Annotated in this window: 11 protein-coding genes; 7 read left to right on the forward strand and 4 right to left on the reverse strand. The window is 68.4% G+C overall.

Translation table 11 applies throughout. The features are described 5' to 3' along the window. Window positions 1-493 precede the first annotated feature (493 nt). On the forward strand, window positions 494-1381 hold the full coding sequence (locus DMH03_RS06180; RefSeq protein ID WP_199748683.1) for an MOSC domain-containing protein: 888 nt from the start codon (window positions 494-496) through the stop codon (window positions 1379-1381). Here DMH03_RS06180 and DMH03_RS06185 read toward each other — a convergent pair. After that, window positions 1264-2070: an S-adenosyl-l-methionine hydroxide adenosyltransferase family protein gene (locus DMH03_RS06185; protein WP_125790980.1), complete on the reverse strand. Its 807-nt coding sequence runs from the start codon at window positions 2068-2070 to the stop codon at window positions 1264-1266. The genes DMH03_RS06180 and DMH03_RS06185 overlap by 118 nt on opposite strands. A gap of 35 nt (window positions 2071-2105) precedes the next feature. Between DMH03_RS06185 and DMH03_RS06190 the strand changes: the two genes are divergently transcribed. The 4 genes from DMH03_RS06190 (at window position 2106) to DMH03_RS06205 (ending at window position 5692) form a co-directional block, all read left to right on the forward strand. Next, entirely contained in the window at window positions 2106-2987 is an 882-nt protein-coding gene (locus DMH03_RS06190; RefSeq protein WP_125790981.1) for a phosphoribosylaminoimidazolesuccinocarboxamide synthase, read from the forward strand. 50 nt (window positions 2988-3037) lie between these two features. Next, window positions 3038-3754, forward strand: a complete 717-nt coding sequence (locus DMH03_RS06195; protein WP_199748684.1) for a DUF2334 domain-containing protein — start codon at window positions 3038-3040, stop codon at window positions 3752-3754. Next, window positions 3751-4482: a TetR/AcrR family transcriptional regulator gene (locus tag DMH03_RS06200; protein WP_125790982.1), complete on the forward strand. Its 732-nt coding sequence runs from the start codon at window positions 3751-3753 to the stop codon at window positions 4480-4482. Before DMH03_RS06195 ends, DMH03_RS06200 begins: the two co-directional genes overlap by 4 nt. A gap of 70 nt (window positions 4483-4552) precedes the next feature. Continuing rightward, window positions 4553-5692, forward strand: coding sequence for a DUF418 domain-containing protein (locus DMH03_RS06205; protein ID WP_125790983.1), 1140 nt, complete (start codon window positions 4553-4555; stop codon window positions 5690-5692). Between the two features lie 664 nt (window positions 5693-6356). Here DMH03_RS06205 and DMH03_RS06210 read toward each other — a convergent pair. Both DMH03_RS06210 and DMH03_RS06215 read right to left on the reverse strand, forming a co-directional pair. After that, the gene (locus DMH03_RS06210; protein WP_125790984.1) at window positions 6357-6992 is read right to left on the reverse strand and encodes an MBL fold metallo-hydrolase; all 636 of its coding nucleotides are present in this window, start codon (window positions 6990-6992) and stop codon (window positions 6357-6359) included. 33 nt (window positions 6993-7025) lie between these two features. Then, the gene (locus tag DMH03_RS06215) at window positions 7026-7970 is read right to left on the reverse strand and encodes a DUF5937 family protein (RefSeq protein WP_125790985.1); all 945 of its coding nucleotides are present in this window, start codon (window positions 7968-7970) and stop codon (window positions 7026-7028) included. Window positions 7971-8031: 61 nt separating this feature from the next. Here DMH03_RS06215 and DMH03_RS06220 point away from each other — a divergent pair, with 61 nt between their 5' ends. Both DMH03_RS06220 and DMH03_RS06225 read left to right on the forward strand, forming a co-directional pair. Beyond that, complete coding sequence (locus DMH03_RS06220) at window positions 8032-9174, forward strand: MFS transporter (RefSeq protein ID WP_125790986.1); 1143 nt, start codon at window positions 8032-8034, stop codon at window positions 9172-9174. A gap of 33 nt (window positions 9175-9207) precedes the next feature. Further along, window positions 9208-10710, forward strand: a complete 1503-nt coding sequence (locus tag DMH03_RS06225) for an aldehyde dehydrogenase family protein (RefSeq protein ID WP_125790987.1) — start codon at window positions 9208-9210, stop codon at window positions 10708-10710. Between the two features lie 103 nt (window positions 10711-10813). Here DMH03_RS06225 and DMH03_RS06230 read toward each other — a convergent pair whose 3' ends face one another. Continuing rightward, window positions 10814-12394 carry a GMC family oxidoreductase gene (locus DMH03_RS06230; RefSeq protein ID WP_125790988.1) on the reverse strand — a complete coding sequence of 527 codons (1581 nt, stop codon included), beginning with the start codon at window positions 12392-12394 and terminating at the stop codon, window positions 10814-10816. Window positions 12395-12462 lie beyond the last annotated feature (68 nt).

Genomic DNA, 12462 nt, shown 5'->3' on the forward strand with positions numbered 1-12462 from the left:
AGTCACAGCAGTTGCGCGCGGTCGTGGGAATGTCGTGAAGGGCCCCTTTGAGACGGTGAAGGTCTCAAACGCGGACTGGTATTTGCTTGCCCACACTTGACCAGGGCGAAGGTGAAGCGTCAGCGGCGGCGCGTTTCGGGTGTGGAGGATTCGGGACGTTGGACGTCCTGAATCCTCCACGCTCGGATCACACGACCACCTGGCCTGTGCGAGGGTGGCGGCTGAGCGTGTGCCGGGTGTTGACGATGCAGGAATCGGGACGTTGAGTGTCCCAATTCCTACATCGTCGAAGGGAGTTCGCCGAGCGGGGAAGATTCCGGACGTTGAACGTCCGGAATCTTCCCCGCTCACCCGCATCAGCATCCAGTGGGCAGGCAAATACAGGTCCCTCAAGGGGCCCTTCACGACATAAGGGCTCGACGGCGGCCCCATCGGAAGCACTCACGACCACCTGTACCGAAGTGGCGGCGGCCTGACTCGCTAACCTGCGGTTATGGCGAGAGTGGCGAAGCTGGTCTATTACCCCGTCAAGGGCTGCGCGGGGACGTCGGTGGAAACGGCCGACGTCACCCCGGCGGGCCTCAGGTTCGACCGTGCGTGGATGGTCGTCTCCCCGGAGGGCGAGTTCCGTAGCCAGCGGAAGCAACCGGTGATGGCCTCGATCCGGGCCGAGGTGCTGGACGACGGCGCCCGTCTGCGGCTCGCCGCTCCCGGCATCGAAGATCTCCTGGTCGAGACGGTCACCGACGGCCCGCGGCATCCCGCGGCCACGTTCACCTGGCAGGGCAAGGGCGTCCACCAAGGTGACGAGGCCGCCGAGTGGTTCTCCGAAGTCCTCGGCCTGCCGTCGGTGTTCGTCGGGCTCGCGCCGGAGCACGAGCGTGTCACCAACGGCGAGATCCCCGGTACCGCGGCCTTCGCCGACGCGCACGCGATCCTGCTCACCTCCGAGTCCTCTTTGGACGGTCTGAACGAGCGGATCGCGTCCCGTGGCGCCGAAGCCGTGCCGATGGACCGGTTCCGGCCCAACATCGTCGTCTCGGGCTGGCCGGAGGCGCACCGCGAGGACGACGTCCGCTCGCTCACCGCCGGCGGCCTGGAACTGGGGTACGCCAAGGTCTGCATCCGCTGCACGGTGCCGATGGTCGATCAGGACACCGGCAAGAAGGCCGGGCCCGAGCCGATCCGTTCGCTCGCCGACTACCGCCGCGAACCGGAGGGCGGTGTCTCGTTCGGGATCAAGATGGCGGTGACCGGTCCGGGTCAGGTGTCCGTCGGCGACGAGGTGATCGTGCACTCCTGGGCCGGTCCCAGCCCGAGTACGGCCGACGCCGAGCCGCCGTTCACAGCGACCGCGAGCCGTCCCGCGGAATCGGTGTAGAGCACGTTCCGGCCCGGCGGCACCGTGCCGAAGGTGTCGCCGATCAGCGCCTTCACCAGCACGTGTTCGCTGCTGACCGAGACCGTGCCGGACAGTCCGGCCAGTTCGAGGTCGGCGGGGCTCGCGGCCAGCTGGACGTTGCCGAAGTGGTCGACCGTGAGCACCTCGGTCACCAGTTTGCCGGGGAACACCGCGACGAACGGGTCCGGCAGCCGCACGAGGTCGTCGACGCGTGGCCCGAACTCCTCCGGAGCGACCCCGAGCGCGAGATGCGCCGCCGCGGGAGCGAAGACGTCGCGACCGTGGAACGTCGACGAAGTCACCGGAAGGCGGTAGTCCGGTGCCGCGAGTTCGTACGCGGCTATCACCCCGCTGAGTGTTTCGGCGGCGGGAATCAGGAGCCCGTTGTCCGGGCCGACGAGCATTCCGCGTTCGGTGACCACCACGACGCCGCGCCGCGCGGTGCCGACGCCGGGGTCCACGACGGCGAGATGGACGGACTCCGGCAGGTACGGCACGGTCTGGGCGAGTACCTCGGCGCCGGTCCTGACCTGCTGCGGAGGGATCTCGTGGCTCACGTCGATCACCCGGACGGACGGCGCGATCCGCGCGATCACCCCGTGGCACGCGGCCACGAAACCGTCGCACAGTCCGTAGTCGGTCGTGAACGAAACGCAGTGGATCGGCATGATCAGCCATCATCCTTGATCGCTAGGGTGCAGCCGTGACGACGCTCGAATACCCGAAGATCGCCGCCGGCAAGATCCGTGAGCTCTACGCCGTCGATGACGAGCATCTGCTGCTCGTCACTTCGGACCGGATCTCCGCCTACGACGTCGTCTTCGACACGCCCATCCCGGACAAAGGGCGAGTGCTCACCGCGATGAGCGTGTTCTGGTTCTCCCTGCTCTCCGACGTCCTCCCCAACCACCTGATCTCCTACGAAGACGAACGCATCCCCGCCGAGGTCCGCGGCCGCGCGCTGCTGGTGCGGCGGCTGGCGATGCTGCCGTTCGAAGCCGTCGCCCGCGGCTATCTCACCGGTACCGGTCTCGCCGATTATCGCGCGCGCGGCACGGTTTGCGGCGTCGAACTTCCTCCTGGCCTGACCGATTCCTCCCGGCTCCCCGAACCGATCTTCACCCCCGCGACCAAGGCCGACCGCGGCTCGCACGACGAGAACATCGCTTTCTCCGACGTGGTCGGGCAACTCGGCCGCGAGCGGGCCGAAGAAGTCCGTGAGGCGACGTTGGCGGTGTATCGCCGGGGCGCGGAGTTCGCCGCCGAACGCGGCATCCTGCTCGCGGACACGAAGCTCGAATTCGGCATCGACTCCGACGGCAACCTCGTCCTCGCCGACGAGGTCCTGACCCCGGATTCCTCGCGTTACTGGCCGGCCGGCGGTTACGCGCCGGACAGCCCGCAGCCTTCGTTCGACAAGCAGCCGCTGCGGGACTGGCTCACCAGTCCCGCGTCCGGCTGGCACCGCCGGGACAGACCGGGGGCACCACCCTTGCCCGAGGACATCGTCGCCGCCACGCGGGCGAGGTACATCGAGTCGTACGAACGCATCACCGGCCGGTCGCTGCAGGATTGGCCCGCCTGACCGGCCGCGTTCACCCCGTCGTCAGTCCACCGCAAGCCCGGGCTGGCGCAATGGGGACCGTGGACGCACGTTTGCTGGTTTCCCTGTCCGGCGTGACCACCCGGACGTTGCACCGCTGTGCCGACCTCGCGGCCGAGCTCGACAGGCGCAAGGTCCCGATGTCCGTGCTCTACGCCGCCAGGACCGGCGAGGGCCCCGTGACCGAGTGGATCCGGACGCGCCGCAAGAACGGCGACTCCGTCCTCCTGCACGGTTACGACCACCGGATCCCACCCACTCATCGCGCGGTCCACCTGGGCAAACGTGCCGAGTTCGCGGCTCTTCCCGCGCATGAGGCGCGGCTGCGGCTGATCGCGGCGAAGGCGGCGCTCGACGCCAACGGCATGGCCGTCGACGGATTCGCGCCGCCGCGCTGGATCGCGTCGGAGGGCACCCTGCAGGCCCTGCGTGAGCACGGGTTCCGGCTGTGCGCGGATCTGGTCTCGGTGCGGGATCTGGTGTCCGGCGAGGTCCGGCGCGCCAGAGTGCAGGAGTTCGGCGGGCCGTCGCACCGGACGGAGACCGTCCGGTGTTTCGCGCTGGTGCTGGCCGACGCGCTCGCCGCGCGCCGCGGCGGGCTGGTGCGGCTCGGCATCGACGCCGCGGACCTCGCCAGGCCGGGGCTGCGGCAGGCGTTCCTCGACGCCGTCGACGTCTCGCTGGAGAACCGCGCTTTCGGAACCACCTACGGCTCACTCTCGCGAACGCGGGTTAAATTGTCGGGATGACCGACCAGGGTGACGCACCGGCGACGCTGTTGCGGCTCTGGCGGCGAGCGGAGCGCCCGACGCGCGGCAGGCCGTCGGTGCTCGACATCGACGGTGTCGTGGCCGCCGCGGTGGCCCTCGCCGATCGCGAAGGCGTCGCGAACGTGACGCTGGCGAGCGTGGCGAAGGACCTGGGCGTCACGAAGATGTCGTTGTACCGCCACATCGGCTCGAAGGCGGAGCTGCTGGAGCTGATGACCGACTTCGCCATCGGGGATCCGCCGCCGGTGGAGTCCACCGGCGATTGGCGGGCCGAGCTGACCACGTTGGCCGAGGCCAACCGCGATGTCCTGATGAAGCATCCGTGGCTGGTCGAGCTGCCGCTTTCCGGCCCTCCGGCGGGCCCGCACGCGGTCGCCTGGATGGACGCGATCCTGCGCACGCTGCGCGACACCGGTCTCGACTGGGGCACCAAGGGCGGGATCCTGGTGCTGGTCGGCGGCTATGTCCGCCTCGCGTGCGCGCAGGCCATCCAGCTCGCCGAGGGCAGGAAGGGCAGCGGGTTGAGCCAGGATCAGGCCGAGCAGGCCTACGGCAAGGGTCTCGCCGAGCTGATCGACCCCGAGCGTTTCCCGGACGCCGTGGGCTTCTTGACCTCGGGACTCGGTGACTCCGAACAGAACTCCGACTTCGACTTCGGTCTCGACGTCGTCCTCGACGGCATCGCCGCTCTCGTCGACGCCGGCTGACAAGCATCCCTTCCGCCTTTAGTATCCGACGGACATTAATTAGTGTACGTTGGATACTAAAGGGAGATCCATGACATCGATACCGACGAGCGAGCGCGTGCTCGCACCGGACCTGGCCAGGGGTTTCGCGCTCCTGCTCGTCGCGCTGGCGCATACCGCGAGCATCTTCCTCGGCAACACGCCGGGTGTCGACCAGACACCACAGGGCCTGGAACGGCCGTACTTCGTGGTGCTGTTCGTGCTCGTCCACGCGTGCGCGCTGCCGTTATTCGGCATGATGCTCGGCTACGGGATCGTGCAGTTCGCCGATCGCCAGGAGGCGCTGGGGCAGCCGTGGCCGCGGACGCGCGGAGTACTGCTCCGCCGTCACGCGTGGCTGCTGGTCTTCGGCGCCGTCGACGGGGTGCTGTTCTTCTCCGGCGACGTGCTCGGCGCGTACGGCGTGATCGGCATGGTGTTCACCCTGCTGCTTTTGAGGCGCGGCAAGGGTTTCTATCGGCTTCCGGTGCTGTACCTGGGCTTCGGGGTCTGCTACCTCGCCGTGCTCATGTACCTGGTGATCAGCGGGAACTCCGGCGGCGGGGCGCCCGTCCCGTCCGTCGACGACCCGTCCTCCCTCGCGCCGACCTATGGCGACGCCGTGCGCGAGCGGCTCACGGAATGGCCGATGACCACGGCGATCCTGCTGTCGTCGATCCTCTTCGTCTGGGTGGGTGCTTGGGCCGCGAAGAAGCGCGTCTTGGAGGAGCCGAATCGCAAGCTTCTCCTCTTCGGCCTGTTCGGCGGCTTCGGTGTCGCGCTCGCGGGCGCGTTGCCGATGGGGCTCTTCGCCGGCGACTACCTCGGCATGGACGAGGAAACCGCTGGGCTCGCCAAGCTGATGTACGAGGGCGCTGGCCTGTTCGGCGCGATCGGCTACATCAGCCTGTTCGGCCTCATCGGCATGGCCGCCGGCAAGAAACGCCGCGGCGTCGTGGTCACCGCGATCTCCGCCCTCGGCCAGCGCACGCTGAGCGCGTACCTGTTCCAGTCGGTGGCGTGGCTGGTCCTGGCGCCGCCGTTCATGCTGGGGCTCGGCGGTGAGACGTTCGTGGCGGCGGCCTGCGGGCTCGGCGTGTGGCTGCTGACGGTGGTCGTCGCGTACTTGATGCACCGCAGGTCCTATCGAGGACCGGCGGAGATCCTGGTGCGGAAGCTGGCTTACCGCTAAAAGGCTCGTGAGTGGTAATGACGGGTTCTAACCCAATGCCAGGTAGCTTAAGTTGATCTTGGGCGGCTGCCGGTCTGCTCGTCAAGCCGGACAAGTCACCGGCAGTGGACCCGGGGCGCGACTGTCCACACGGGACGCTAGTTCGGATCTGGGTGCCCGATTTGGGTGCTTTGCGCAGCTGTGAAAGGGGGTTGTGAGTGGCAATGAGGGTTAGAGCGACCTTTGCCACTCACGACCCCTTGGCAGAATCGCCTATTTAGTCATCAATCGGACATTCAGTCATCGAAATGTGTCCACAGTGGACGCTGCGGGCGTGTCGGCTCCCGTCGGCCAGGGCGACCGAGCGCTTGACCTGCTACGTGGCTTTGGGTTCTAACCGTCCTTACCACTCACGAGACCCGCGCGGTCCGAAGGCTGACGATGTAGGAATTAGGACCTTCAGTGTCCCAATTCCTACATCGTCGCCAAGCTGCTCCAGGTTTCCGGTCTTGATCAAGCTCGGACCCGTCGAGCGGGGAAGATTCAGGACGTTCAGTGTCCCAAATCCTCCCCCCCCCCTCGCTCTCATCGGAGACCGTCGGGGCGACACCGGTTTCTGTGGCAGGCAAATACAGGCCCGCTAGAACCGTCCTTACCACTCACGAGACCCGCGCGCCGCTTACCGCTAAAGCTTCACCGGCTCCCCGACGTCGAGCACCTTCACCTCGGTGCCTTCCGGGGCGAGGTTGGTGAACAGGCCGTAGTGCATCTGCGGCCGCGCGAGGACGGCTTCGTGGATCGGGACGGCGAGGCGCGGCGACACCGCACGCAGGTAGTCGACGGCCTCGCCTGCCTTGAGCCACGGGGCGCCGGTGGGCAGGCCGAGGACGTCGATCTTCTGTTCCGGCACGAAGAACGAGTCGCCGGGGTGGTAGAACGCGCCGTGGTCGACGATGTAGCCGACGTTCGGGATCACCGGGATCTCCTCGTGGATCACCGCGTGTTCGCCGCCGACTACGTTGATGCCGCTGGACCCGATTTCGAAGGCGTCGCCGGGGTTCGCGATCTGGAACTCGGCGCCGAGCTTTCCCACGGCCTCGGCGGAACCGGGGTCGACGATGAGTCGCACGCCGGGATTCGCCGCCAGCAGCGCGGGCAGCCTGTCCACGTCGAGGTGGTCGAAATGCTGGTGGGTGATCAGGATGGCGTCGAGCTCACGCTCGCCTTCGAAGCCCGCCGAGAAGGTGCCGGGGTCGATCAGGATCCGCGCGCCCTCGGTCTCCAGAAGGGTGCAAGCGTGTCCAAAATGGACAATACGCATCAGGGTTCTCCTTCGCGGTCGGTCATTTCCAGCCTATGCCCGGATCAGGGCGTCGCCAAGTTCGGTGCGCAGGTAACGCACTTCGCGGCCGCGGCGGCGCGTGTCGAGCAGGCCTGCCGCGCGCATCGCGGTCAGATGCCGCGAGACCGTCGGCGCGGAGAAGCCCAGCCTGTGCGCCAGTTCGGTGGTGCTCGCGGGTTCGTTGAGCGTCGTCAGCAAGGCGGCCTTCGTCCGGCCGAGCACTCCCGCGAGCGCGTCGGGCGGGCGTTCGGGATCCGACCAGAGTTCCCCCACCCCGCGCGCCGGGTACAGCAGCGAAGGCTGCCACGGCTCCATCGTGATCACCCCGACCGAAGGCCACGCGAAAACACCAGGGATCAGCAGCAATCCGCGTCTGTCGAGGTGGACGCGGCCGCGTTCCTTCATCTCGATCACCAGGACGTCGTCGACGAGCCGCACACGCGGATGGATGTCCTCGAATACCAGCGCGATCCCGCCGGCGGCCAGTCGTCGCGAGCGCTCCTCGATGTCGGCGACGAGGAAGCGGCGCATCCGCGGCCAGTGCGGTTCGACCAGTTCGGTCCAGGCGATCTCCATCTGGTTCGCCAGCAGATCCCTTGCCTCGACGGGATCTTCCGGTAGCTCGCTCAGGTCCGCGTCTACTTTGGACAGTTCATGGGCGACCTGCTCCGGTGGTGTGCGGCGGATTTCGGCGAGCTGGGCGGACGCGGTGGTCTCCGGCCCGCTCGGCGGCGGGCTGAGGAAGTCGGTGATGTAGTGCCGCGCGCTCATCACCTTGGCGAAGCCGTCGATGGGGAGATCCGGCAGTTTCGCGGCCGCCTCGCGCAGCCACGGCAGATGACTGGGATGGCCGCGCCTTCCGAGCAGGGTCTGCATCGCGCCCATGGTCTCGTCGAGCGGGGAGATGCCGAAGCGGACGCGGTTGGCGCTCTCGGCGGTCAGGACCAGCTCGATCATCGGATTAGGCTATGGCCTAATCAATGGTTCTCGCCAGGTTGGGTTCGGCAGTGTTCGCGGCATGACGTTGCTGCGTAATTCCGGGTATTGGCGCTGGTCGGCGGGGGTCCAGCTGAACCGGCTGCCCGCCATGATGGCGCCGCTGGCCTTCACCGTGCTGACCACCGCGACGACCGGTTCGTACCGGCTCGGCGGGATCATGATGGCCGTTTTCGTCGCCGCCGAGATGGTCGGCGCCGTGCCGACCGGGCGGCTGCTCGACCGCGTCGGACCCGCACGCGGTCTCGTCGTGCTGCTTCCGCTGGTCGCCGCGGGGCTGTTCCTGCTGGCCGCGGTCGCCTCCGCCGGCGCCCCGGACCTGGTGCTGCTCGCGCTGGCGATCCCGCCGGGGCTGGTCGCGGGCGGGTTGAACGGCGGTTTCCGGACGCTGCTCGCCGGGACGGTGACCGAAGAAGAACTGCCGAGGGCCGTTTCGGTCGACGCGATGATCCTCGAAGGCGTCATCGTCGGCGGGCCGCTGCTGGTGGCGCTCCTGGCGACGTCCGGCCCGGCCGTCCCGGTGCTCGCGATGGCCGTCGGCGGGCTGCTCGCGGCCCTGCTCGTGCCCCGGCGCACGGTCACCCGTGATCCACAAAGGACAGTCGAGCGCCAGGCGATCCCGGTCGCCGCTTGCGTGCCATGGCTGGCGGGGTTGTTCACCGTCGGGCTCCTGTTGTCGACCATCGAGGTCGGCCTGCTGCCGCTCGTCCAGCGCCTCGGCGCACCCGATTCGGCGACGGCGATCGTCATCGTGGTGCTCTGCGCCGCCAGCCTGACCGGGAGTGCGCTGTACGCGGCGCGGGGCAAGCTCGGCGATCCGAGGCTGTTCCTTGCCGGTTTCGTGCTCGGCGGGATCGTGGTTTCGGCGGGCTTCGGCTGGGCCGGGCTGCTCGGCGGGGTCGCACTGATCGGGCTCTGCACCGGTCCGCTGATGGCCGTCTCGTCGGTCAACCTGCAGAAACTGCTGCCCGAACGCCGCCGGTCGGAAGGCTTCTCGCTGGCCTTCACCGTGCAGGCGTCGGGGTTCGGGCTGGGCTCGCTGGCGATCGGGGTGCTGCCGGTGTGGCTGGCCCCGCTTCCCGGTGTCCTTGCGGCCCTCGTCTCCTGTGCGATGCTGGTGGCACGCCCCAGGCGAGCTATTGGCACGCCGTCAGTAACGTCGTAGCCTGGGCTTTGAGCCGAGACACGGGAGAAGTCGATGACCGCAGTCCAGCCGAAGCCGACCGCGCACAGCGTGGGGGAGACCTTCGATTCCCTCAGCCCGGCGACCGACGAGGTCGTCGGCACCTATCCGGTGCACAGCAAGGAGGACGTCCGCGCCGCCATCGCCCGCGCGAGGGACGCCGCCGAATGGTGGGCCGGGCTCGGCTTCGACGGTCGCGCCGAGCGGCTGCGCCGCTGGAAGGGCGTCATCACCCGGCGTCTGCCGCAGCTGTGCCAGGTCGTCCGCGACGAGACCGGCAAGCCGATCGCCGACGCGCAGCTGGAGAGCGTCCTCGCCATCGAGCACATCGCGTGGGCGGGCAAGCACGCGCGCAAGATCCTCGGCAAGCAGCGTCGCGCGGCCGGGCTGATGATGTCGAACCAGGCGGCGACGGTCGAGTACCAGCCGCTCGGCGTCGTGGGCGTGATCGGCCCTTGGAACTACCCGGTGTTCACGCCGCTCGGCTCCATCGCGTACGCCCTCGCCGCCGGCAACGCCGTCGTCTTCAAGCCGAGCGAGTACACGCCCGGCGTCGGGAAATGGCTGGTCGACGCCTTCACCGAGGTCGTCCCGGAATGGCCGGTGCTGCAGCTGATCACCGGCTTCGGCGAGACCGGCGCTTCGCTCGTCAGCGGAGGCGTCGACAAGATCGCCTTCACCGGTTCGACCGGCACGGGCAAGAAGATCATGGCCGCGGCCGCCGACACGCTGACCCCGGTGATCATCGAGGCGGGCGGCAAGGACGCGGTCCTGGTCGACGCGGACGCCGACCTCGAGGCCGCCGCCGACGCGACCGTCTGGGGCGCGTTCTCCAACTCGGGTCAGACCTGCATCGGTGTCGAGCGCGTGTACGTCCACGAGCGCGTGCACGACGAGTTCGTCGCGAAGGTCGTCGAGAAGTCGAAGGACGTGCGGGCCGGTTCGGACGCGGCCGCGCAGTACGGCCCGGTGACGATGCCTTCGCAGCTCGCGGTGATCAAACGCCACATCGCGGACGCCATCGAACGCGGCGGCAAGGCGCTGGTCGGCGGCATCGACGCGGTCGGCGACCGTTACGTGCAGCCGACGGTGCTCGTCGACGTGCCGGAGGACTCCTCGGCGGTCAAGGAGGAGACGTTCGGCCCGACCGTCACCATCGCCAAGGTCCGCGACATGGACGAGGCCGTCGAGAAGGCCAACGACACGAAGTACGGCCTCGGTTCGACGGTGTTCTCGAAGTCGCGCGGCCTGGAACTGGCCGCCCGCCTGCGCACCGGCATGACGTCGATCAACGCGCCGCTTTCCTTTGCCGGTATCGCTTCGCTGCCCTTCGGAGGCGTCGGCGACTCGGGCTTCGGCCGGATCCACGGCCCGGAAGGCCTGCGCGAATTCGCCCGGCCGAAGGCCGTCGCACGACAGCGCTTCACCGCGCCGATCGTGCTGACCTCGTTCTCCCGCAAGGAAAAGACCGACGCCCTGGTGGCGAAGCTGATCACCGTGCTGCACGGGAAACGCTGACCTGCCGCCTTGTCAACCCCCGCGTGCTAGGAACGGTCCTTTCCTTGCGAAATTTGCAAGGAAAGGACCGTTCCTAGCATTTACGGAGGCGTGAAAGGGAAGGTCAAGCGCCCCGGATGAGGTCCGCGGCCTTCTCCGCCACCATGATCGTCGGCGCGTTCGTGTTCCCGCGCGGTACCACGGGCATCACCGACGCGTCCACCACTCGCAGCCCGTCCACCCCGCGCACCTTCAGCGACGGGTCGACGACGGCGTTCTCGCCCGTTCCCATCGAGCAGGTCCCGACGGGGTGGTACAGCGTCTGCGTCTTCTCGCGCACGTAGTCGGCCAGTTCGCTGTCGGTCAGGTCGTGGCGTTCCGGCAGGAACGGCTTGTCCAGGTACCGCGCGAGCGGACCGGACTTCCCGATCTCCACCAGTGCCCGCATCCCGGCCAGCATCTTCTCCATGTCCACGGACTCGGCGTAGTAAGCCGGATCGATTTCGGGCTTCCACAGGGGATTCGACGACTTCAACCGCAGCCGTCCCCGGCTCGCGACGTCCACCAGGGTCGCCGCCGACGTGAAGCCGGGCACCGTCGGCTCGCGCATTCCGTTGTCGTAGAACAACGTCGGCGCGACGTGGATCTGCATGTCCGGCGGTGAGACGCCGTCCGCGGCGGGGAAGAACGCGCCCGCCTCGCCGATGTTCGAGGCCAGCGGGCCGCGTTTGGTGAGCTGGTAGCGCACCAGGCCGCCCGGCGTCGCCGCGTCCACCAGGTCGGTGGTGCCGCGGGTCGACCAGATGATCCCGCAGGCGGGGTGGTCGTGCAGGTTTTCGCCGACACCGGGAAGCGCCGCCACGACGTCGATCCCGTGCTCCCGCAGGTGTTCCGCCGGGCCGACCCCGGAGAGCATCAGCAGCTGCGGCGAGTTCACCGCGCCACCGCTCAGCAGGACTTCGGCCGACGCGCGCACCGTCGTCTCGACGCCTTCGTCCAAATAGGACACACCGACGGCGCGGGTCCCTTCGAACACCACGCGCGTTGCTTGGGCGTTGGTCCGCACGGTGAGGTTCGGACGCGACAACGCGGGCCGCAGGTACGCGTCGGCCGTCGACCAGCGGCGGCCCTTCTTGCAGGTCACCTGGTAGACGCCGGCGCCTTCCTGCGACTCGCCGTTGAAGTCGTCGGTGCGCTTGAGGCCCCAGGCGACCGCGGAATCCACCCAGGCGTGGGACAGCTCGTGGGTGAAGCGGCGGTCTTCGACGTTCAGTGGCCCGTCGGTGCCGTGCAGCGGCCCGCCGAGCCGCTGGTTGCCTTCCGCCCGTTTGAAGTACGGCAGGACGTCGTCGAAACCCCAGCCCTCGGCGCCGTGCCCGTCACGCCAGCCGTCGTAGTCCGCGCGGTTGCCGCGGATGTAGATCATCGCGTTGATCGAGGAACAGCCGCCGAGCGTCTTCCCGCGCGGCCAGTACAGCGTCTTGCCGGTGTGCTTCTGCTCGACCGTCTCGTAGTTCCAGTCCCACTTCGTCTTGAACAGACCGGGGAACGCCGCGGGAATGTGGATCTCGTCCGCGTCGTCCTCGCCGCCCGCTTCGAGCAGGAGCACCCGCGCTGACGGATCCTCACTCAGCCGGTTCGCCAGCACGCATCCCGCGCTGCCCGCGCCGACGATGACGTAGTCGAAGGAGTCCTGATCGGCCACGGTGCCTCCTGCTGCTGCTCACCCGGTGTTGGCGTGCTGCCAATGGCCCATCTTGGCCCAGCGACGCG

The organism is Amycolatopsis sp. WAC 01376 (assembly GCF_003947415.1).
Classification (GTDB): domain Bacteria; phylum Actinomycetota; class Actinomycetes; order Mycobacteriales; family Pseudonocardiaceae; genus Amycolatopsis.